At 37.3% G+C, this 24,088-nt stretch carries 16 protein-coding genes and 1 pseudogene; 5 read left to right on the forward strand and 12 right to left on the reverse strand.

The window, feature by feature from the left end:
* Positions 1-95 precede the first annotated feature (95 nt).
* Positions 96-3,563, forward strand: coding sequence for a DNA polymerase III subunit alpha (gene dnaE, locus ACFING_RS05905; protein ID WP_375630186.1), 3,468 nt, complete (start codon positions 96-98; stop codon positions 3,561-3,563).
* Between the two features lie 191 nt (positions 3,564-3,754).
* Here the strand turns inward: dnaE and ACFING_RS05910 are convergent, their stop codons facing one another.
* Entirely contained in the window at positions 3,755-5,002 is a 1,248-nt protein-coding gene (locus tag ACFING_RS05910; protein ID WP_375630173.1) for an FAD-binding protein, read from the reverse strand.
* Positions 5,003-5,054: 52 nt separating this feature from the next.
* Positions 5,055-5,303 carry a zinc-finger domain-containing protein gene (locus ACFING_RS05915; RefSeq protein WP_375611536.1) on the reverse strand — a complete coding sequence of 83 codons (249 nt, stop codon included), beginning with the start codon at positions 5,301-5,303 and terminating at the stop codon, positions 5,055-5,057.
* A gap of 325 nt (positions 5,304-5,628) precedes the next feature.
* Here ACFING_RS05915 and ACFING_RS05920 point away from each other — a divergent pair, with 325 nt between their 5' ends.
* On the forward strand, positions 5,629-7,809 hold the full coding sequence (locus ACFING_RS05920; RefSeq protein WP_375630174.1) for an RNA degradosome polyphosphate kinase: 2,181 nt from the start codon (positions 5,629-5,631) through the stop codon (positions 7,807-7,809).
* Positions 7,810-7,815: 6 nt separating this feature from the next.
* On the forward strand, positions 7,816-9,333 hold the full coding sequence (gene ppx / locus ACFING_RS05925) for an exopolyphosphatase (protein ID WP_375611538.1): 1,518 nt from the start codon (positions 7,816-7,818) through the stop codon (positions 9,331-9,333).
* A gap of 273 nt (positions 9,334-9,606) precedes the next feature.
* Here ppx and ACFING_RS05930 read toward each other — a convergent pair.
* Positions 9,607-9,791: pseudogene (locus tag ACFING_RS05930) on the reverse strand (DNA-binding protein).
* A gap of 643 nt (positions 9,792-10,434) precedes the next feature.
* On the reverse strand, positions 10,435-11,589 hold the full coding sequence (gene rnd, locus ACFING_RS05935) for a ribonuclease D (protein ID WP_375630175.1): 1,155 nt from the start codon (positions 11,587-11,589) through the stop codon (positions 10,435-10,437).
* Between the two features lie 132 nt (positions 11,590-11,721).
* Between rnd and aspS the strand changes: the two genes are divergently transcribed.
* On the forward strand, positions 11,722-13,515 hold the full coding sequence (aspS, locus tag ACFING_RS05940; protein WP_375630176.1) for an aspartate--tRNA ligase: 1,794 nt from the start codon (positions 11,722-11,724) through the stop codon (positions 13,513-13,515).
* Positions 13,516-14,292: 777 nt separating this feature from the next.
* The gene (parC, locus tag ACFING_RS05945) at positions 14,293-16,542 is read left to right on the forward strand and encodes a DNA topoisomerase IV subunit A (RefSeq protein ID WP_375630177.1); all 2,250 of its coding nucleotides are present in this window, start codon (positions 14,293-14,295) and stop codon (positions 16,540-16,542) included.
* 467 nt (positions 16,543-17,009) lie between these two features.
* On the opposite strand, the gene ACFING_RS05950 is transcribed toward parC, so the two are convergent.
* From ACFING_RS05950 to ACFING_RS05985, 8 genes are all read right to left on the reverse strand, one after another.
* On the reverse strand, positions 17,010-18,266 hold the full coding sequence (locus ACFING_RS05950; RefSeq protein WP_375611542.1) for a multidrug effflux MFS transporter: 1,257 nt from the start codon (positions 18,264-18,266) through the stop codon (positions 17,010-17,012).
* A gap of 71 nt (positions 18,267-18,337) precedes the next feature.
* A complete protein-coding gene (gene grxD, locus ACFING_RS05955) occupies positions 18,338-18,670 on the reverse strand; it encodes a Grx4 family monothiol glutaredoxin (protein ID WP_375606638.1) in 333 nt (110 codons plus the stop codon).
* Between the two features lie 98 nt (positions 18,671-18,768).
* Positions 18,769-19,002, reverse strand: coding sequence for a BolA/IbaG family iron-sulfur metabolism protein (locus ACFING_RS05960; RefSeq protein WP_375611543.1), 234 nt, complete (start codon positions 19,000-19,002; stop codon positions 18,769-18,771).
* 58 nt (positions 19,003-19,060) lie between these two features.
* Positions 19,061-21,271 carry a phosphoribosylformylglycinamidine synthase subunit PurL gene (purL, locus tag ACFING_RS05965; RefSeq protein ID WP_375630178.1) on the reverse strand — a complete coding sequence of 737 codons (2,211 nt, stop codon included), beginning with the start codon at positions 21,269-21,271 and terminating at the stop codon, positions 19,061-19,063.
* Between the two features lie 293 nt (positions 21,272-21,564).
* Positions 21,565-22,236 carry a phosphoribosylformylglycinamidine synthase subunit PurQ gene (gene purQ, locus ACFING_RS05970; protein WP_375613086.1) on the reverse strand — a complete coding sequence of 224 codons (672 nt, stop codon included), beginning with the start codon at positions 22,234-22,236 and terminating at the stop codon, positions 21,565-21,567.
* Between the two features lie 11 nt (positions 22,237-22,247).
* Complete coding sequence (gene purS / locus ACFING_RS05975; RefSeq protein WP_375611546.1) at positions 22,248-22,487, reverse strand: phosphoribosylformylglycinamidine synthase subunit PurS; 240 nt, start codon at positions 22,485-22,487, stop codon at positions 22,248-22,250.
* A 78-nt stretch (positions 22,488-22,565) separates the two neighbouring features.
* A complete protein-coding gene (gene purC / locus ACFING_RS05980) occupies positions 22,566-23,330 on the reverse strand; it encodes a phosphoribosylaminoimidazolesuccinocarboxamide synthase (RefSeq protein ID WP_273791179.1) in 765 nt (254 codons plus the stop codon).
* A gap of 173 nt (positions 23,331-23,503) precedes the next feature.
* On the reverse strand, positions 23,504-24,052 hold the full coding sequence (locus tag ACFING_RS05985) for an RBBP9/YdeN family alpha/beta hydrolase (RefSeq protein ID WP_375611547.1): 549 nt from the start codon (positions 24,050-24,052) through the stop codon (positions 23,504-23,506).
* Positions 24,053-24,088 lie beyond the last annotated feature (36 nt).

Consider the following 24,088-nt stretch of genomic DNA (forward strand, 5'->3'; position numbering starts at 1 on the left):
TGATGATAAACAGAAGTTTTTTCTTTTATAAGGGGTGCTGTTTAGCATTTATTTTGTAGTGGGAAATTGTGAGAGTGGTAAAAAATAAAATGCAAATGCAAGAGAACAAAAATTCTCTTCCTCGCTTTATTCATTTGAGAGTGCATTCAGCTTATTCCTTGCTCGAAGGAGCTTTAAAAATCCCCCAAATTATTCAACAGACGATTTCAGATCATGCACCAGCGGTTGCTATTACCGATACCAATAATTTATTTGGTGCTTTGGAATTTTCACAGCATTGTCTTTCTCATGGGGTCCAACCTATTATTGGTTGTCAGCTTACTGTTGATTTTTGTGATGAAAATGATCATTCACGTTTGGCTAAATGGCGTAATCCTTCTGATTTTTGCTCTATTGTTCTTTTGGCTGCTAGCGAAACCGGTTATGCTCATTTGGTTCGTCTTGTGAGCCGTGCTTATCTTGATAAGTGTGATACTGATCCTCCTCATATTAAAGCTGATTGGTTGTCAGAACACAGTGAAGGCATAATCGCTTTAACGGGTGGAAAGGGAGGACCTATTAATCTTTCTTTGGCAGAAGAGAAAAAAGAACATGCTGTTGAGCGCTTAATTTATTTGAAAAAATCTTTTGCTGATCGTCTTTATGTGGAGTTACAACGGCATGGCTCTTATGACCGGAGAGTAGAAGCTGATCTTATTGAATTGGCTTATGCGCATGAAATTCCTCTTGTAGCAACGAATGAAGCTTTTTTTCTGCAAAGAGAAGGGTATGAAGCGCATGATGCGCTGATGGCTGTTTCAGAAGGACAAATTGTCTCTAATCCAGATCGCAAACGTGTGACACCAGATCATTATTTGAAGTCACAAGATGAAATGGTTACACTGTTTTCTGATCTTCCAGAAGCTTTGGAAAATAGTGTTGAAATTGCATTGCGTTGTCATATTGCCTCGCCTCTTCGAAAACCGATATTGCCTCGTTTTATAGAACAATCTGTTAATTCAGAAACTACTTTAGAAATAGAAGATAGTGAGTTATTAAATCAGGCTAAAGATGGTTTGAAGATTCGGCTTGAAACAATAGGGTTGGCTGAAGGGTATACGATTGCAGATTATGAACAGCGGCTTGATTATGAAATTTTAGTTATTACGCGTATGCAATTTTCTGGATATTTTCTTATCGTTTCAGATTTCATAAAATGGGCAAAGGTTCATGACATTCCCGTTGGACCAGGCCGGGGTTCTGGTGCTGGTTCACTTGTTGCTTATGCATTGACGATTACTGATGTGGATCCCTTGCGGTTTTCTCTTCTCTTTGAACGTTTTCTGAATCCAGATCGTGTTTCGATGCCAGATTTTGATATCGACTTTTGTCAAGAGCGGCGCGAAGAAGTTATTCAATATGTTCAAAAAAAATATGGACGTGATCAAGTTGCTCAAATTATTACTTTTGGTAAGTTACAGGCACGTGCAGTTTTGCGTGATGTGGGGCGTGTTTTAGAAGTTCCTTATCGTCAGGTGGATTATCTTACAAAATTAATTCCTGCCACCCCAGGAAGTCAGGTAGAATTAGCAGATGCTATTAAGGATGAACCTAAATTTGAAGAAGAAAAGAAAAAAGATCCCGTTGTTGGACGCGCATTAGATATAGCGCTTCAGTTGGAGGGACTTTATCGTCATGCTTCAACTCATGCTGCTGGGATTGTTATCGGAGATCGTCCACTTTGGGAGCTTGTCCCGATGTATCGTGATCCTCGTTCTGATATGCCTGTTACACAATTTAACATGAAATATGTTGAACAAGCGGGGCTGGTAAAATTTGATTTTCTTGGATTAAAAACGCTTACTGTTTTGAAAATGGCAGTCGATTTTGTTGCCAGAAAGGGGATTAAAATAGATTTATCAAATATTCCTCTGAATGATGAAGCAACCTACGCTATGATGGCACGTGGTGAAACGGTTGGCGTGTTTCAGGTGGAAAGTTCTGGTATGCGCAAGGCGTTGATTGGAATGAAGCCAGACCGTATTGAAGATATTATTGCGCTGGTTGCACTTTATCGTCCAGGTCCAATGGAGAATATTCCAACCTATAATGCACGCAAACATGGGGAAGAGGAAATTGCTTCTATTCATCCTAAAATAGATCATCTGATCAAAGAAACACAAGGTGTTATTGTTTATCAAGAACAGGTGATGCAGATTGCTCAGGTGCTTGCTGGCTATTCGCTTGGGGAAGCCGATTTATTACGTCGTGCTATGGGAAAAAAAATTCATGCTGAAATGCAAAAACAGCGTACGCGTTTTGTTAATGGAGCCGTTGCAGGTGGTGTGGATAAAGATCAAGCTGATATTATCTTTGATCTTTTAGCAAAATTTGCCGATTATGGTTTTAATAAATCGCACGCTGCTGCTTATGCAATTGTTTCTTACCAAACAGCTTATATGAAAGCAAACTATCCCGTTGAGTTTTTAGCTGCTTCAATGACATATGATATGACGAATACAGATAAGCTCAATGATTTTCGGCGTGAAGCATTAAGGTTGGGTATTGAAGTTATTGCACCTTCTATACAAACATCTCATCGTGTTTTTGAGGTTGGTGATAACTGTATTTATTATTCTCTTGCTGCCATTAAAGGTGTGGGAGAAACTGTTGTAGATCATATTGTTTCTTGTCGTGGGAATAAGGTTTTTAAGGATTTGGAAGATTTTTGTGCGCGTGTTGATCCTCGTATTGTTAATAAGCGTGCGATGGAAAGTTTAGTTTGTGCTGGTGCTTTTGATTGTTTTAACATTGCACGTGAGGTTTTATTAGCCAATCTTGGAACCCTTCATGCGCGTGCACTTCGTATTCTCGATGACAATTCTAGCGGGCAGGTTGATATATTTGGAATGGCAGGCGGATTAAAAGAACCATTGATTTTATCGCAAACAACCCCTTGGTTGCCGGCTGAGAAACTTTATCGAGAATTTCAAGCTATAGGTTTTTACTTTTCTGCGCATCCTTTGGAGGAATATCAAGCTATTCTAAACAAAAAACGCATTCAGACTTGGGGTAATTTTGCTAATGCCGTTAAAGGGGGAGCAACGGCTGCACGGCTTGCTGGAACTGTTGTGGCAAAAAACGTGCGCAAAACAAAATCTGGTAAAAAAATGGGAATTATTCATTTTTCTGATACAAGTGGACAATATGAAGCAGTTCTCTTTTCTGAGGCACTCTCGGATTATGAAGAGATGCTAGAACCCGGAAAATCTTTTATTATTACGGTGAGCGCAGAAAATCGTTCTGAAGGAGTTAGTTTGCGAATTGAAACAATTCAGTCTTTGGAAAATGAATCATTACAACAGCATAAAATGATGCGTCTCTTTATAAAAACAGTTGATATGCTTCCACAAATTGAACAAAATTTAAATCTTGGGGGGAATGGAGAGGTTGGGCTTATTTTAATTCAAGAGGATGGATTGCGAGAAGTCGAAATTGCGCTTCCTAAGCGATATAAGGTAAATTCACATGTCGCAAATGCTATGAAATTAATTCAGGGTGTTGTTGATGTAGAATTGAGTTAAAGAAAGATTAAAGATGGGAGCTGATTTTGAGTGGTGTTTTTGCTTTTAGGAGAGCTAAAAATTAAGCTTTTAAAATTAGATTGTAGGTTTCGAAAAGTATTGCTTTTATTAGAGTAAATTATGATATTTTTTAGTGTCATAAAATTAAAAAAATCTCGTTCTTTCGTAATATTCAAAGTGCCGGAAGAATTTTATAAGTTTTTATCATTATTTTTTATAGAATTCATCGCATCATACATGTAAAGCCAATTGAGATCTGACATAATGCTCTCTGGTGTACGAATTTTCATCATGAGATTGCGTGCAATTGCTATGGGACCGGTTGCGTGATAGGCTAATCTATTGAAATCTCCGCGTTTTTTTACTGCTGCAATACGCGGGGTGCGTGTTGTTTCGTAAAGCGAAAGTGCTTTCGTTAATGAAAAATCTTTCAATGAAAGTGCTTTTGCTAATGTGGCGGCATCTTCGATTGCCATAGCGGCGCCTTGTGCTGCAAAAGGTAAGGCAGCATGTGCGCAATCGCCAACAAATACTTGTCTCTCTAAACCGATAAAACGATTTTGTTTCATTTGAAAAAGTGGCCAATAACTCCATTCATCAATATGATCGAAGATTTGTAAGATTTTTGAATTCCAATCTTTAAAAAGAGATTTGAGTTTTTCTTTATCTCCTTTATGGGCCCATCCTTCTTTTGAATTTTCTCCATGCGTAATGGCGACAAAATTAAAAATTTTTTCTGACGATTGAATAGGGTAGACAACAAGATGATTTTTGGGTCCCATCCAAGCCGTAATTGTCTTCATATTTTGCAATGAAGAACGAAAGTTTTGAGGAAGATTATCAGATGTTGTTGTTGCACGCCAAGCAATAAAGCCACTAAAATTTGCTTTTTCATGAAAAGGAGATTGTTGCCGTAATGTTGACCAAACGCCATCACATCCGATCAGGAGGGGCGTTGAATAAAGCTGTTCTGTTGCCGTATCTATTTTTATTGTCGTGATTTTAATGTTGGTTGCCGATTGGGTAGAAGATACAATCGTTTCGCCTGCTTTGTATTTGATCAAAGGATTTTCAATCACTGCATTATATAAAATTTTTTGTAAAGCCGCGCGGTGAATCGTCATATAAGGGGCTTTCCAATATTTTTCTGTTAGATTAATAAGATGAGCCCGTAGATGTATTTTTAAAGATAATCCATCTTTTAACTCAAAAAAATATGGGATTGTCGCGACTTCAGTGAGTTTGTTAAGAAGTTTCCAGCGAGCAAGAATAGATGTTGCATTTGGTGTCAGTTGAATACCAGCGCCTATCGTTTCAAGTTGCTTACACTTTTCGATAATGGTGCTTGCAATTCCTTTATGAGCGAGTGCTAAAGCAGTGCTTAAACCAGCAATTCCTCCTCCAACGATGATGGGTGATTGTTCCACAAATGATTTCATATTAAACAAGCAGAATTAAAAGAGGGGTTATTAAGAAAGCCAAAAAACGCAATTATAATAGCTTTTCTGGATGATATAAGCATCCTGTTGGGTTTGTTTGATCGTATGATAGCGAGGGAACATAACGATAAAGGGTTGAGCAGTAAGGGCAAATTTTCTCATCTGCTGCTCCCATATCGATAAAGATATGAGGATGATCGAATGGGTGTGTAGCGCCTACACACATAAATTCTTTCACACCAATTTCGATTGTTTTATATCCAAGGTCATTTTGGAAATGAGGAATATTGTGATCAGCCATGGCATACAAACTCCAGAATAAATTTTCTCATCAGCTATGATTGGGCTCTTCTATTTTATAGGCGTGAGTTTGTAATAAAGCGTATAATAATGCAAGATGCTTTTTAAGACAAATTTCTCTTCTTTTATGCTATATTAGAATAGTTGTCTTACTTTTAGTGCTTTGCGCATAGCAATAATTCCAAGTACTTTTAAATATTAAATGGAAAAATGATGAGGGAAGTTAGGCATTGATATATTATTATGATGATAACATATTATCAAATGTTATGTGAGATATTTCGTCAAGGATTTTAGAAAATATAAAAGAAAATTATTTAGGATATATGGAACAGAGGGTGGTAGATAAAATTTCTATATCGAATATAACAATGAAAAATCCGGTACGATTTATTAATCGAGAGTTTTCATGGCTACAATTTAATAATCGTGTTTTGATGGAAGCGGCTAATTCGAAACATCCTTTATTAGAACGTCTACAATTTCTTTCTATTTCAGCTGCAAATCTTGATGAGTTTTTTATGGTTCGTGTTGCAGGACTAGCAGCTCAAATTCGTGCTCGCGTTACAGCGTGCAGTGCAGATGGGCACACTCCACAGGAACAACTTGATATTGTATTAGCTGAGATTTCAAAGCTGCAGGCTCACCAACTACGAGAATTGAATGTTTTACGTGATGAATTAAAAAAGAATGATATTGAAATTATTTGTTCTGATGATCTTTCAGAAATTGAAAAATCATGGCTTGAAAAATATTTTCTTGAGACAATTTTTCCTGTTTTAAAACCTTTACCTGTTGATTCTACTCATCCTTTTCCGTTTATTCCTAATTTAGGGCTTTCTATTGGGCTTCAATTGTCTGGAGAAACTGATCAGAATTCACACACAGTATTGTTGTCTATTTCAATGCTTTTAAGGCGTTTCGTTCTTCTTCCTCAAGAAGGTAATCATTTTCGTTTTATCGCATCTGAAGATGTTATTTGCCTTTTTATTAAACATGTATTTCCTAACTATGAGGTTAAAGGAATTGGTACATTTAGAATAATCCGAGATAGCGATATTGAAGTAGAAGAAGAAGCTGAGGATCTTGTTCATTTTTTTGAAACTGCTCTAAAAAGGCGGCGCCGTGGGCAGGTTATTCGAGTTGAGTTTGACGCAAAAATGCCAGAGAGTTTACGCCAATTTATAGCGAATAGTCTCGCTGTTCCTGATAATTGTATTAATGTCCTTGACGGATTTTTAGCGCTTAATACGGTATCAGAAATTGTTTCTATTCCCCGCGATGATCTTAAATTTATTCCTTATATTTCTCGTGTTCCAGAATGTATTCGTGAACATCATGGGGATTGTTTTGCGGCTATTCGTGAAAATGATATTGTGATTCATCACCCCTATGAGACATTTGATGTTGTTGTCCAATTTTTACGTCAAGCTGCTTGCGATCCTGATGTTGTAGAAATAAAACAAACACTTTATCGTACATCAAATGATAGTCCAATTGTTGGCGCTTTGATTAAAGCAGCTGAACAGGGAAAGTCTGTGACTGCTTTGGTAGAACTTAAAGCACGTTTTGATGAGGAAGCAAATATTCGTTGGGCCCGGGATCTTGAATGTGCTGGAGTTCAAGTTATTTTTGGTTTTATTGCATTAAAAACGCATGCTAAGATGTCATTAGTTGTGAGACGTGAGGGAAAACGTCTTCGCTCTTATGTTCATCTTGGAACAGGAAATTATCATCCCATTAATGCTAAAACTTATACCGATCTTTCTTTTTTTTCCACGGATGATGATATCGCTCATGATGTTGCGTTATTATTCAATTATATTGCGCAATATGAGCGTCCAAATGAAACAATGAAGATTGCTTTTTCACCCTTAACACTGCGTGGTCGTATCTTAGAGCATATTGAGGGAGAAATTGTTCATGCACAACAGGGAAGGTTTGCTGCTATTTGGATGAAAGTTAATGCATTGGTTGATCCTGAAATTATTGATGCTTTATATCGTGCCAGTCAAGCAGGGGTGCAAATTGATTTGGTTGTGCGGGGGATATGTTGTTTACGGCCTGGTATTCTAGGAATTTCGGATAATATTCGTGTAAAATCAATTGTTGGGCGTTTTCTTGAACATAGTCGCATTTTTTGTTTTGGGAATGGTCAAGATTTGCCTAATGAAAATGCACTCGTTTACTTAGGCTCTGCTGATATGATGCCTCGTAATTTGGACTATCGTATTGAAATATTGGTTCCGGTTTTTAATAAAATAGTGCGTCAAAAAATTCTTTTACAGATTATGTTAGCTAATATCATTGATAATCAACAAAGCTTTGATATACTTAAGGATGGAACATCAAAACGTATTACACCGCAGATAGGTGAAAGTCTATTTAATGCGCAGGAGTATTTTATGGCCAATACAAGTTTTGCGGGGGAAAATGAGTCTTTTGAGTCTTCTGTTTCGCGCTTGGTTGCGTTGCATCGGCAACAAGCCGAAATACATAAAGACTAAAATCCAATGACATATAGAGATGCTCAAGGTCGGTTAAAAGGGCGTAAGCCTGTTGCTGTTATTGACATTGGCTCAAATTCTGTTCGGTTGGTTATTTATGAGGGGCTTGTTCGGTCACCAACAGTTTTATTTAATGAAAAGATTCTTTGTGGTCTCGGTCATGGTGTGGCGAAAACAGGATTTTTAGAAGAAAAATCGATGAAAATGGCGTTGCAAACACTGAAACGGTTTCGTACGCTTTGTCGACAGATTGGGGCAGATGAGGTCTATACTTTAGCAACAGCAGCAGCACGAGATGCACAGAATGGCGTAGCATTTATTCAGCATGCTGAAGATATTTTGCAAAATAAAATATATCTTCTTTCAGGAAGTGAAGAAGCTATGTATTCAGCATATGGAGTTGTGTCTACTTTTTATCAACCAAAAGGTATTTCTGGGGATCTTGGTGGTGGAAGTCTTGAGCTGATTGATATTGATCATTCTGATGTTGGTGAAGGGATAACGCTCCCATTGGGTGGTTTAAGGCTACAGTATATGTCAAATAATGATAGTGCTGTAGCTACAAAAATTGTACATGAGCAATTTTATAAATCGTCTGTTGTTCGTGCTCGTAAAGGTATAGCACGTTATTTTTATGCAGTAGGGGGGACATGGCGTAATTTGGCAAAACTCCATATGGCAATGAAACACTATCGGCTCCCTGTTATGCATGGCTATGAAGTTGATGCTGTTGAAATGGAGAACTTTTTACGTCTTGTAGCACGTGGCAATATTGATAATATGAGAGGGATTGCAGCGGTTTCTCAGAACCGTCGAAAACTTTTATCTTATGGGGCAATAGTTCTTATTGAACTCATTCAGTGTATGGAGTTTGAAAAGATAATCTTTTCTGGTGCTGGCGTTCGTGAAGGTTTTCTTTATTCACGATTGCCGCAGGCGATTCGACTTTCAGATCCTCTCATTGCAGCATGCACAGAAATGGCTATTTTACGGGCACGTTCACCAAAACAAGCAGAAGAACTCATTGATTTTACGACGAATGCTTTTGAAGTTTTTGGAATTTCAGAAACCGAAAATGAATGCCGTTATCGTCAAGCCGCTTGTCTTCTTGCGGATATTGGTTGGCGTATACATCCAGATTATCGAGGCAATGAAGCAGCAAATCAAATAGCTTTAGGATCTTATCCAGGAATTTCTCATGAAGGGCGCCTTTATGCGGCACTTGCTGTTTTTTTTCGCAATACGAGTTTATTGGTTGATAAAGAATCTCTTCCCATTTTTCAATTAGCAACTCAAAATATAATTGAAAAAGCACGTATTCTTGGCGAAACTATGCGTATTGCTCATCTTTTTAGTGCTTCTGTTGCAGGAATTTTACCTCATTTATTGTGGCATAAAAAAGCAGATCATATTATCCTGCAGATCCCAAAGAATTACGCTGGGTTATTAGGAGAACGTCCTCTTGGACGATTACAGAAGTTATCAAAAATAATAAAACAACCTCTCGCTTTTGAAATTTTTTGATTTTTTTCCTAATTTATTCGTGTTTTATGTCTTAATAATAGGGCCATTGACGAGGGATAAACTAGGTAGCCTATCATCATGAGCTGGACAATAGGACTTGTTCCATAACGCCCCTGCTAGACACCACGCAAAGCATTTGTAATGCCTGAGCATTCATAAAAGAAAACATAATTTTTTATTCTGTTACTTGCATCACAGGATGGATTTTTCACTTCATAAGCTTCATGTGAAAATGAAAAGTTTTGTCCATTTTTACGTGAAAGGGTTTTCTTTTTATGCTGCGTCGTTATAACGTTTCTGTTTAGCTTGCTCGATTATCTTGATAAGATTCGATTGTAACCAACGCGATAAAAAACAAGTTTTAAAGATTTTGGGAGAGATCTATTGGTTACATGACGCTGGAATGTTGAAATACTCATATGAAACAGTTTTGCACTTTCACGGTCTGTCAAAAGAATATCATTTCAGTCATTATAAAATCCTTTCACTATAAAAAATAGAAATAAATCACAACTATTTATTAACCATGATTTTCGAATCCTTTGAAAGGTGTTTAATTTATAAAAAACAGCGCTTTATCATATAATTTCTTATGTGAAACTTTATGAGTCTTATTGAGATGGAATGAGAGAATCTTACGATATTCGGAGGTCTAATTCAATATAAATAACGCTAGATTATCGTTAGAAATCAATATATTGCTTTTGTTAGGTATTTTAGTTGTTATGCTGGCTCGTTTTTGATTGTTAGATTGCAATCTTGGTAGTTTTTAATACGATATGGTGACGTGAGGCATTATATCTTTGTTTGTTCCTATTTCTAGGCTGCTATTTTTGTAATGAATGCGCTTTTATTATCAGAACTTTTTTTTTCAAAACTTTTAAATAAGGAACTGTCTGTTTTTTTAGATTATTTTTAATGGGATTTCTATTTAATTGACCTGATAAAGATTTAGCTATCATTTTAATAAGAGTTTACTATTTAATTTTTTAACTTTGTCAGAAGTAGGCTTTATTTATCCTGTTTGCGTTGGCCTATAGGGCATACCAATTGATGTAGATAATGAGTAGCGTAATGGATTTTTCAAAATGAAAATGTAAATTAAAGCTGTTTTGTGCTTATTTTTCCATCGTTAAAGTAAAACCCTATCTGGCCCTTTAGCAGTTGTTCGGCTTTTTTACCAAATATTTCATAGCGCCAGCCATTCATAGCGGGAATATTTTTCTTTATTCCTCCATTGGCAATTTTTTCTAAATCATTAGATGTTGCAATAATTTTAGGGGCAATGCTGTTTTCATTTGCAACAATTTTTAATAACACTTTGAGCAGATCGATAACAGCGGCTGTCGTATCATTGAGTGGATTATGTTTAGGAATGGGGGGTAAAGTAGAAAGATCCACCTCTAATCCTTCGTGGACAGCTTTGATTAATGATTGAGCAATTGAGAGTTTATCCCAATTCTTATTAAGACTGCGCAACCGTTTTAATGCAGATTCATCTTTTGGTTGTTGGGTTGCTATTTCTATAAGACATTCATCTTTTATGATATGACGACGTGGCATATTGTATTTTCGTGCTTCACGTTCCCGCCAAGCTGCTATCTTTTGTAATACAGCAAGTTCACGTGGCTTTTTAATTTTTCCTTTCACTTTTTTCCATGCTTCATCTTCTGGCATATCATAGGTTTTAGGATTTAAAAGGATTGTTATTTCATCATCCATCCAGTGAGCTCGTTGATTTTTCTCTAACCTTTTTTTCAATAACAAGTAAACATCTCTTAAGTAAGTTACATCGGAAAGTGCATAGAGCAGTTGTTTTTCCGACAAAGGGCGGTAACTCCAGTCTGTAAAGCGGGAGGATTTATCAAGATGATGCCCTGTACAGCGTTGTACAATTTGATCATAGGAGATAGAATCACCAAATCCACAAATTGATCCTGCTATTTGCGTATCAAAGAGAGGGGAAGGAATAACACCTCCAAGATGATAAATTGTTTCAATATCTTGGCGCGCAGCATGAAAAACTTTTACAACTTTTTTATCGATCATAAGGTCAAAAAAAGGTTGTAAATCAATATCTGGTGCTATGGGATCAATCAAAACTGTGACATCTGGTGATGCGAGCTGGATTAAACACAGTTGAGGCCAAAAAGTTGTTTCGCGGATAAACTCAGTATCGACTGTTACAAAATCAGAGGTACGTAGAGCGTTAAGTGCAATTTCAAGATCTGTTGTTTGTGTAATAAGATTCATCATTTTATTATAATTCGATAAATTAAATTTGTCCTTTGTTGACTTTATTTTTGAGTTTTTATTCTCATATCTTGACAAATGGTTATTAAAAAGCGTTTGTAGCGCATGTGAATATTATAATCAAAGGCAAAAAACATGCATCGTTATCGCAGTCATCATTGTGCGGCTCTCCGTAGATGTGATGTAGGAACACAAGTTCGTCTTTCGGGGTGGGTTCATCGTGTTCGTGATCATGGAGGGATTCTTTTTGTGGATTTACGTGATCATTTTGGAATCACACAAATTGTTGCTGACCCTGCTTCACCAGCTTTTAAAGTTATTGAAAAAGTGCGTTCTGAATGGGTTATTCGTGTGGATGGGGAGGTATGTGCTCGTTCTGATGAGGTTATTAATGCAACGCTTCCAACAGGTGAGATTGAAATTTTTGCACAAGAGGTAGAAATTCTTTCAAAATCTGATGAGCTTCCTTTACCGGTTTTTGGTGAGCCTGATTATCCAGAAGATATTCGATTAAAATATCGTTTTCTTGATTTGCGTCGGGAGACTATGCACAAAAATATCATGCGTCGGACTGAAATTATTGCGGCTATGAGACGGGCTATGCAAAATAATGGTTTTACGGAATTTACGACGCCACTTTTGACAGCTTCATCGCCGGAAGGAGCGCGTGATTTTTTGGTTCCAAGTCGTGTTCATCAGGGAAAATTTTATGCGCTACCGCAAGCGCCACAGCAATATAAACAATTGTTGATGATGTCAGGTTTTGATCGTTATTTTCAGATTGCTCCATGTTTTAGAGATGAAGATCCAAGGGCCGACCGTCTTCCTGGTGAATTTTATCAATTAGATGTTGAAATGAGTTTTGTTGAGCAAGAAGATGTTTTAGCAACTATGGAACCTATTATGCGTTCTATTTTTGAAGAATTTGCAGATGGAAAGACTGTGACACAAAGCTTTCCTCGCATTTCCTATGATGAAGCAATGCAAAAATATGGTTCTGATCAGCCTGATCTACGTAATCCGATCATTATGGAAGATGTTTCTCAGCATTTTTATAATTCTGGTTTCAAAGTCTTTGCTCAAATTTTAGCGAATGATGAGAATGCACAAGTGTGGGCTATTCCAGCTAAAACGGGTGGAAGTCGTGCTTTTTGTGATCGTATGAATGTATGGGCACAAGGCGAGGGGCAACCAGGGCTCGGTTATATTTTTTGGCGTGAAGAAGAAGGAAAATTTGAAGGAGCAGGGCCTATCGCCAAAAATATTGGTGAACAGAGGACTGAAGCAATCCGTATACAGCTTGGTCTTGAAAGTGGGGATGCCTGTTTTTTTGTAGCTGGCGATCCAAAAAAGTTTTCATCTTTTGCCGGAGCAGCACGCACAAGGATAGGGGAAGAATTAGATCTTCTTGATAGAGATAGTTTCTCTTTGGCGTGGATTGTTGATTTTCCATTTTTTGAATGGAATGAAGATGAAAAAAAGATTGATTTTGCACATAATCCTTTTTCCATGCCTCAAGGGGGAGAAAATGCCCTTGCCTGTCAAGATCCTCTTACTATTAAAGCTTTTCAATATGATCTTGTTTGCAATGGTTATGAAATTGCATCAGGTGGAATTCGTAATCACTTACCAGAAATGATGCTTAAAGTTTTTGAACTTGTAGGACTTTCTAAGGAAGTTGTGAAAGATCGTTTTGGTGGTCTTTATCGTGCATTCCATTATGGGGCTCCACCACATGGTGGTATGGCTGCGGGAATTGACCGCATTATTATGCTGTTACAAGGTGTTAAAAATTTGCGTGAAGTTGCTTTATTCCCTATGAACCAACAGGCGCTTGATCTTTTAATGAGCGCTCCGTCTGATGTTTCTCCTACACAATTACGTGATTTAGGAATCCGCATGGCTCCTACTCACAAAAATAGCTCATAAAGTTGATAATGGATTGGTTTCATCTTTTCTACGTAGAGTGAAGTTTTGATGCCTTTCAAGAGTCAACGGTGTGTGCGTGTACTGTTTGTGAAATTTAGATAGGCAAAACGCTATTGTGTTGATTCTTTACGAGGCATTTTTATTCCTTGTTTCTATAGTGGCTTTTCCCCTTGTGATAGGTGAGGAAATAATTATAATTGCTTGATCATGAATAAATTAGAAATAAAAGAATTCTATAATATTCGGGAGCCTCATTTTAGTTGAAAAAAATTAATTATCTTTATATGTCAATATATTATTTATTTTTTATTGAAGTTTTTACAACGTTGTAGCAGAGAATTGTGTCTCTTCGTTTTTATGAGAATAATGTGGTTTTCCATTCTATGGACTTACTCTGAAAAGTTTAAATTTCATAAGCTTTGAACATTTTTTTGGTTTTTCGTAGAAAAACTGAATGGGGTTGTTATACAATTTATCTTTATAATAAAAGATGATGTTTGAAAGGTGCTTTTGTCATTTCAGAAAAAGATGAAATAACTCTTTGTGGGCAGTTAAATTATCGTCGAATTTGACAAAGCTTTCAATAAATTACTTAGGACAAGGGGGGAAGGACATGTATAAATTTTTCAAATTGATATAATTTTCTGTTCATGTTCTAATTGCAGCGTTTGTTTTTATGTAATTGACTTTTAATAAAAAAGTCGACTCATAGAAGATTTCATTAAATAAATCCTATAAAATAATTTCTTATTATTGTGGGAATTGTTGTTTTAATCTATGTCTGATAAAATGAATTTACCTTTTGATAAAGAACATATTGAACCAATAGAATTACGTTCTGCTTTACAGGAACGTTATTTGGCTTATGCACTTTCTACGATTACACACCGTGCATTGCCTGATGTACGTGATGGATTGAAGCCGGTCCACCGGCGGATTGTTCATGCGATGCGTCTTCTCAAACTAAATCCTGGACAGTCTTATGCGAAATGTGCGCGGATTGTTGGTGATGTCATGGGAAAATTTCATCCTCATGGGGATGCGTCTATTTATGATGCCTTGGTGCGCTTGGCTCAAAGTTTTGCTGTTCGTTATCCGTTGGTTGATGGGCAAGGCAATTTTGGTAATATTGATGGTGATAATGCTGCTGCCATGCGTTATACGGAAGCACGTATGACTGAAGTGGCTGCATTGTTACTTGAAGGAATTAATGAGAATGCTATTGATTTTCGTTTAACCTATAATGAGGAAGATGAAGAGCCGGTTGTTTTACCAGGAGCTTTCCCTAATCTTTTAGCAAATGGTTCTTCTGGTATTGCTGTTGGTATGGCAACATCTATTCCACCCCATAATGTTGCTGAGCTTTGTGATGCAGCACTCCATTTGATTGCGCATCCCGATGTAAATGATGAGGCATTAAATCAATTCGTTCTTGGTCCTGATTTTCCGACGGGGGGAATTTTAGTTGAACCTAAAAAAAGTATTGAGGAATCCTATCGTGTTGGGCGTGGATTCTTTCGCTTGCGTTCACGTTGGCATCAGGAACCTGGTAGCCGTGGTTCTTATGTGATCGTTGTAACTGAAATTCCCTACCAAGTTCAAAAGTCACGCCTTATTGAAAAAACTGCGGAATTGTTGCTTGCACGTCGGTTGCCAATGCTTGAGGATATTCAAGATGAATCAGCAGAAGATATCAGAATCGTGCTTGTTCCTAAAAATCGGTCGGTTGATCCGGAGCTCCTTATGGAGTCTCTTTTTAAATTGACTGACTTTGAAGTAAGATTTCCCCTTAATCTGAATGTTTTGTCTTTGGGAAAAATACCCAATGTTCTTTCTTTGCGAGAAAGTTTGCAGCAATGGCTTGAACATCGTCAAGAAGTGCTTATTCGTCGCTCTTATTATCGGCTTGATCAAATTGATAGCCGATTGGAAATTCTTCATGGATATCTTATTGCCTATTTAAATCTCGATGAGGTCATTCAGATTATTCGTGAAGAGGATGAACCGAAAAAGAAGCTGATTAATCGGTTTGAATTAACAGAAAATCAAGCTGAAGCTATTCTTAATATGCGCTTGCGTTCTTTGCGTAAACTTGAGGAATTTGAAATTCGTAAAGAATTTGAAAGTTTGAAAGTTGAAAAAGAAAAACTACAGAATTTATTAGCTTCTCCTATAAAACAGTGGAAAATAATTTCAGAAGAAATCAAAAAAGTTCGAAACACTTTTGGTCCTGAAACACTCTTGGGGAAAAGACGTACGACGTTTGAAGAGGCACCAAGACATGATCTTGATGATATTCAACAAGCAATGATCGAAAAAGAACCGATTACTATTGTTATTTCTGAAAAGGGGTGGATGCGTGCTTTGAAGGGACACTTGAACGATTATAAAGCACTTTCTTTTAAAGAAGGAGACAGTTTAAAGTTAGCCTTTCCAGCATTTACGACCGACAAGATTGTGCTGATCAGTACGGGGGGGAAGTTTTTTGCTATTGGTGCAAATAATTTACCTGGAGGGCGGGGACATGGTGAACCTATTCGTCTCTTAGTTGATATGGATGATGAGCACGATGTTCTCACAGCGTTTGTGCATCACGCCGAGGAAAAATTGCTCTTGGTTTCATCTCACGGTAATGGTTTTATTGTTTCTTCTGCAGAAGTGATCGCCAATACACGAAAAGGAAAGCAAGTGATGAATGTGAAAGCTCCTGATAAGGTAAAGCTTTGTGTTCCGGTAAATGGTGATCATGTTGCTGTAGTCGGTGAAAACCGTAAAATGCTTATTTTTTCTATTGAACAAATACCAGAAATGAATCGCGGTAAAGGTGTTCGTTTACAGCGTTATAAAGAAGGTGGTGTTGTTGATGCCAAGACTTTTAATTTATCAGAAGGCTTAAGTTGGCAAGATATAGCTGAACGAATCTTTAACCGTCAAGCTGATGATCTCATTGAATGGATGGGAATGCGTGCGGGCGTCGGGCGTTTGGTTCCAAGAGGATTTCCAAAATCAGGAAAATTTATCAATTAAATGTATTTTATAAATGGGAAAGTTTCCTATGGTTTTATGATTGTGTAAGATATTAATTTATAAAGATAATTTATTATTTTTTATATTGAACGAAAGACCTAAAGCGTAAGTTTTTCTCTTATTTCGATCTTGTTTAGGTTAAACCAATCAAAACTGTTTGTTTGCCTGTCATGAGATGAGAGACTAGCCCGTCTTCATAAAAACTATTGAAGAAAAGAATCAAAATATTTTTTAATAAACCGTTTCACAGACAAGAGTTGTTGCAACAATAGGTATGTTTGTTTTTTTACATTATACCATTTATGGGTGCTGTCGTGAAATGATTTGATATTTCGAGAGCTGTACCTTTAAACAAACAATGTGAATGTTTAACACAAGAGTGTTCTATTTGGAGATGTTTTATTTTGTCTGATAGGTTTATTTTCTTATTGTTCAAGAGAGATGTTATTAATCTTTCGTAGTAATATTTATTCGTTAGGATTACTATGATATTGCCTAAAAAGATGACCACGTTCAGCCCATAAGACGAGAAGTATGGCAGTGAGACTCAGAAAGAAAAATCCTGCTGAGTTTGGGATGGTTGTTTCATCGAATTGTTGGGCAATAAAAAAGCTAAGTCCTGCGCCGATAGATGTTTGAAGAAAGCCGGATACAGAAGAAGCTGTTCCAGCTATTTCTCCTACAGGTTCAAGAGCGAGTGTATTGAAATTGGCCATAATACCACCGCAGGTAAACATTAATATACAATATAACGTCATATAAAAAGGAAAAGGGATAACACCACCTGCTAAGATGGACCCAATAAACCAAATGCATGAAGTGGCACAAAAGAGCAAAAGCATAGTATGAGCAATACGCCGCATTCCAAGGCGTCCAACGAGTTGAGAGTTAAAGAATGATGATAGAGCTTGAAATGCAGCACCAACTGCAAAAGCAATAGGGAACCAAAGTCCTAGATTATAGATCCCTTCATATGTTTGTTGTGATGTATTAACGGCGGTAAAGATACAGCCTAAAATAATGGAAGTTGCAAGTGTATAGCAAAGTGTTGTGCGATTGGTTATTACAATCCATAAGTTGTGTTTAACTGAAGAAAAGGAAAGAGAGCGTTGCGCATAAAGAGTTTCAGGCAAGCGCAGTTGAATCCAAATCATCAGTCCTAAACCAATCATTGCCATGAAAATAAAAATATATTGCCAATGTCCAAGAAGTAAAATGATCTGTCCTGTTGCGGGACCAACCATTGGTGCAACAAGAAAAACCATCATAACAATAGACATAACTTCTGCCATTTTTCGACCACTGTAAAGATCACGTACGACGGAAACTGTAAGAACTCGCATAGCAGCCCCTCCAATACCTTGCAAGATACGTAAAATAAGTAAGAGAGAAAAATCAGTTACAAAGGCACAGCCAATCGCCGTAAATGAATAAAAAGCGAGCCCGAGAAGAATAAGTTTACGTCGTCCATACCTATCGCTTATTGGACCGAAAAATATTTGAGCAATACCATAGCTAATAAGATAACTCGAAATGATATAATGTTGATCATTTTCATTGAGAACATTTAAGCCGTCTAAAATATCGGGCATAGCTGGCAGCATAATATCAACAGCTATAGCGTTAATAGCCATGAGCGAAGCAATAAGAATAACAAATTCTTTATAGCCAATTTTGTTTCTAATCGCATCTCTATGCGTTTGTTCATCGACTGAATATGACATATGGCATCCTTGAAATAAAAATTTCGTCTGAAAACAGCTCTTTTTAAGAGTCTGAATAAAATGAAAGATACCTATGATTGATTACATGGAATATTTTTTTCTTTCAAAAGTTCCTGTAACTCATTGTTTTGAAACATCTCTTTAACAATATCACAGCCTCCGATAAATTCACCTTTGATATAAAGCTGTGGAATTGTTGGCCAATTTGAGTAATCTTTAATCCCTTGACGCAATTCGTTAGAAGTTAAGATATTAATCCCTTTATAATTCAATCCTAAATAATCAAGAATTTGAACAACTTGTCCCGAAAACCCGCATTGCGGAGCGTCAGGTGTTCCTTTCATGAATAAAATGACGTCGTTTGTTTTAATTTCGTTGTCAATAAAATCATGAACAGTGGTCATTTTTATCCCTCGATATTTCAGATTCTTATCAGTGTGTAATTTATATTCATACTGCTTTTAATCGTATTAAATGTGTGAATGCAAGAAGAAATTTTAGATTATTTTGGGACATTTGTTTGCAACATTAAGGCGTGAAGGTCATTTCCCATATTGCCTTTAAGGGCATCATAGACCATTTTATGTTGTTGAACACGGGTTTTACCACGAAAACTTTCAGAAATAACTTCTGCAGCATAATGTTCCCCATCTCCAGCAAGATCACGAATTCTTACTGTAGCATCAGGAATGCCTTCACGAATAAGCGTTTCAATTGCATGGGCACTCATTGCCATCATTATTCTCCTATGTTGTTCATTTTTTATAAAGGCTGTTTAAGAGAAAAAACAATTTTTACTCTTCACCCATAAATTGTGGAAACCAGTTTTCATAGGCTTTTGTGAGTTTGTCTATAGAAAGTTTTAGTATTCCATCTATATCAAGTGCATCACCTGCAACTTGACCTAGCTTTGTTAAAGAAACTGTATTGATTTGTGCGAGCTCTTTAAGACTATTAAGAGAGTGAGGTTTGACGGCTAAAAGATAACGTCCTTGGTCTTCTCCAAAAAGTTCTGCATGATGGAGTGATTTATTGCTTAATTTTACTTTGATTCCTTTACCTGCTTTAATCACCATTTCAGCAAGTGCTATCGCTAATCCTCCGTCAGAAAGGTCATGGGCGGCGTGAATAAAACCACGATGTATGACATCTCGAACAAATTGACCATGCTTTTTTTCAAGTTGTAAATCTACAGGTGGGGGGGCGCCTGCATCAATATTTAAAATGTTACGTGCATAGATTGATTGTCCTAAATGGGAGCCGCAATTTCCTACTAAAACAAGAATATCTCCATTTTGCATACCACTTATTGTTACCATTTTAGACCAATCATTAAGAAGGCCTACACCAGCAATTGTGGGGGTTGGAAGAATGGCTTCCCCATTTGTTTCGTTGTAAAGAGAAACATTGCCTGAAACGATAGGAAAATCAAGGATTCTACAAGCTTCTCCTATACCTTTAATAGCAAAAACCAGCTGTCCCATAATTTCAGGTTTTTCAGGGTTACCAAAATTGAGATTATCTGTAGCAGCCAGTGGTGTTGCACCTGTCGTACTAATGTTTCGCCAGCATTCTGCGACAGCTTGTTTCCCCCCTTCATAAGGGTCTGCTTCACAATAGCGAGGTGTTACATCAGAAGAAAAAGCAAGAGCACGTTTGCTGTTGTTTCCTACACGGATAACGCCTGCATCACCTCCTGGACAAACAAGGCTATTTCCTTGGATAAGGGTATCATATTGTTCATAAACCCATCGCCGAGAACTTTGATCAGCAGAATTCAATAAGCACAGAAGCGCATCACCAAGATTTTCAACTTTTTTGACGTCTTCTGCTTTCAAGGGTGTTTTTTTTGCCGGCTCACTCCAAGGACGATCATAAACAGGCGCTTCATCACCAAGCTCTTTGATGGGAAGATTGACAACTTCTTCCCCTTGATGAAATACACGAAAACGTAAATCATCGGTTGTTTTTCCAATGATAGAAAAATGTAGTCCCCACTTATGAAAAATTGCTTCTGCTTGCTTTTCTAGTTCTGGTTTAAGGACCATGAGCATACGCTCTTGACTTTCAGAAAGCATCATTTCATAGGCTGTCATGTTTTCTTCTCGAACAGGAACTGTATCAAGATTAAGCTGTATCCCCAGATTTCCTTTTGCTCCCATTTCAACGGCAGAAGAGGTGAGTCCTGCTGCCCCCATATCTTGGATAGCAACCACGGCTCCAAGTTCCATGAGCTCTAAACATGCTTCAAGGAGACATTTTTCTGTAAAAGGATCACCGACTTGAACGGTTGGACGTTTTTCACTGATTGAAGAATCAAATTCAGCAGAAGCCATTGTTGCTCCACCGACACCATCACGTCCTGTTTTTGCACCCAGATAAACAACAGGGAGTCCAATACCTTGTGCTTTAGAATAAAAAAGGGCGTCTGTCTTTGCAATACCGGCGACAAAAGCGTTAACAAGGATATTGCCATTATAACGCTCATCAAAATTTACTTCTCCACCAACCGTTGGAACACCAAAAGAATTGCTGTAACCACCTATTCCAGAAACAACACCAGAAACAAGATGGCGTGTTCGTGGGTGATCAGGAGCACCAAATCGCAATGCATTCATAGCAGCAACAGGACGGGCTCCCATTGTAAAGACATCACGTAAAATACCACCAACACCTGTCGCTGCACCTTGATAAGGTTCAATATAAGAAGGGTGGTTATGGCTTTCCATTTTGAAAACAACACATTGTCCTTCGCCAATATCGACAACACCAGCATTTTCACCAGGTCCTTGGATGACACATTTTCCTTCTGTCGGAAGAGTTTTTAGCCATTTTTTAGATGATTTATAGGAACAATGTTCGTTCCACATCGCAGAAAAAATTCCTAGTTCAGTAAATGTTGGTTCTCTACCAATTAACGTTAGGATACGTTGATATTCATCTTCTTTTAGCCCGTGTTGTGCAATGAGTTCTGATGTAATAGTGATGTTATTGCAAGGCTTCATGAGTATTTATCCGTCAAATTAATCGAAATTTAGTATTTTTATTTTTTTAACCTAGCAGCTTATATTATAAACAATCATGTTGTTTAATAATAAAAATATTTATAGACAGTAAGCTGAAGATTTTGTCCGTTTGTTTGGTGGGATTTAAGACTAAAAATGGTCTTAAATAATTATGTGTTTAGAAAATAATATCCATTGTTGTTTGTGAAGAGCTTTGTTTATAGCTTTATGAAGCAAGAAATGGTATAAATCCTTATTTTTTTAAATTATGGAGCGCGAGTATTTTTGCAGCATTATCCATTTACTAACTCTAAAGCACTTTGAAAAAGTAAACGACCGTCAGTACCTCCGTGGGCGGGTTCAATAAAGTTTTCAGGATGGGGCATCATACCAAGAATATTACCAGCTTTATTAACAATACCAGCAATATCTTTCATTGAGCCGTTCGGGTTTGTATTTTCTGCATAGCGAAAAACAATTTGTTCATTGTCTTCCATTTGTTTCAATGTTTCACTATCAACAAAATAATTTCCGTCATGATGGGCAACAGGACAACGAATAATTTGTCCTTTAGAATAATATCGAGAAAATTTTGTCTTGGCGTTGACGACTTCAAGCTTGATTTCACGACAAACAAATTTTAAAGAAGCGTTACGCATTAAAGTACCGGGTAATAATCCTGCTTCCAACAAAATTTGAAATCCATTACAGATACCTATAATTGTCGTACCTTCTTGTGCTTTTTCACGAATGGCTTTTAAGACGGGAGTTCGCGCTCCAATCGCACCACATCTTAAGTAGTCGCCATAGGAAAAACCACCAGGAATAATAATAACATCTACATCTGGAATTGTTGTTTCTGTTTGCCAAATTTTTAGTGGCTCAACTCCCGTTATATGATGTAATGCTGCAACCATATCTCGATCACGATTTAATCCAGGAAGTTGAATGATGGCAGTTTTCATGAGCGTTTCACTTACAGAAGTTCGATTGTATAATTTTCGATGACAGTATTTGCGAGTAACTCTTCACACATTTGTTCAAGTTTTTTCTTTGCAGTTTCAGAAGGTAAATCATCAAGAACAATATCAAAAACCTTTCCTTGACGAATAGATTGAATGCCTTCGAAAGCCAAACTTTTTAAAGCACCGACAATTGCTTCTCCTTGTGGATCAAGAACGCTTTCTCTTAAAGTAACCGTAATGCGTGCTTTCATTTTTTGCTTCCTGCTTGTTAAAAGAACCTCTCCTTTGAAGAGGGGGGGTTGTATAAGGTGATGTTTTTTACCTTGTTTTTACTTTACGAGAACGGGACCACTTGGTCGTGTTGGTTCGTTTTCATTCATAATACCAAGACGTTTGGCAACTTCTTGATAGGCATTAATAAGCCCTCCCATATCACGACGAAAACGGTCTTTATCCATTTTTTCTTGTGTGTGCATATCCCATAGTCGTGCAGAATCAGGAGAGATTTCATCAGCAAGAACAATGCGCATTGTTTCATCTTCCCACAGGCGACCAAATTCCATTTTAAAATCAATTAATTGGATGTTAACACCGGCAAAAAGCCCAGAAAGAAAATCATTAATACGAATTGAAAGTTGCATGATATCTTCTATCTCTTGTGGCACAGCCCATCCAAAAGCTGTGATATGTTCTTCCGTTACCATAGGATCATCGAGAGAATCATTTTTATAGTAGAATTCAATGATGGATTGCGGAAGCGGGGTTCCTTCTTCCAGTCCTAAACGCTTAGCAAGAGAGCCGGCAGCAACATTGCGAACAACAACTTCCAACGGAATGATTTCCACCGCTTTAATAAGCTGTTCGCGCATGTTTATACGTTTGATAAAATGTGTTGGGATGCCTAAACGTCCAAGATGGCTAAAAATATGTTCCGAAATTCGGTTGTTTAAAACGCCCTTTCCGTCGATAATTTCATGTTTTTTTGCATTAAAGGCAGTTGCATCATCTTTAAAAAATTGAATATAAGTCCCTGGTTCAGGTCCTTCATATAAAATTTTAGCCTTGCCTTCATAAATACGGTGGCGACGATTCATCATGATTCTCTATTTATCTTGAGAGGTTTTTAATAACATTGATAAATGATACTATCCTAATTGATAGAATTTCTCAATGATATTGCTATGATACTTTTATAATTTTTATCATTACACGTTTACCCAAAGGTGAAGATACATAAGCGATGAGAAAGAAGATCACCTCTTTTGGATCAAATTTTTGCAAGAAAGTGAGAGAGGACCATAAGCCCTTCAGGCCAAGGTCCGTGTCCGGATTCTGCGTTAATATGGCCAGAATACCCAGCATCAACAAAGAGTGATCCCCAATCATTGGCAATTTTTTCTGCTACTGAAAATTGACAAAACTCATCGTTGCGACTGGCTATGACAATAGAAGGAAAAGGAAGCTTTTGGCGATGATAGGGGCCAAATGTCATTAAATGTTTGGGACGTATTTTTTCATTGGCGACATCTGGAGGTGCAACAAAGAAAGCGCCACAAATTTTTTCTGTATTTTGTACAGTTGCATGAATAACACTGGGAACTCCTAATGAATGAGCAATAAGCATAACAGGCCTTTGAGCTTTTGCGATGGCGGTTTTAACTTTGTTAACCCACTCTTCACAAACAGGCTTTGACCAATGGAGTTGTTCAATGCGGCTGGCTGTCGACAATTTTTTTTCCCAGCGTGTTTGCCAATGATCTGGACCAGATCCTTTGTAACCAGGAACAATAAGAATATCGAGTTGATTTGCTTTCATGAATTGTTTTCTTTGTTACAACAGATTTTTGATCAT

Source organism: Bartonella sp. AP150HLJHH, assembly GCF_042196385.1.
Taxonomy (GTDB): domain Bacteria; phylum Pseudomonadota; class Alphaproteobacteria; order Rhizobiales; family Rhizobiaceae; genus Bartonella.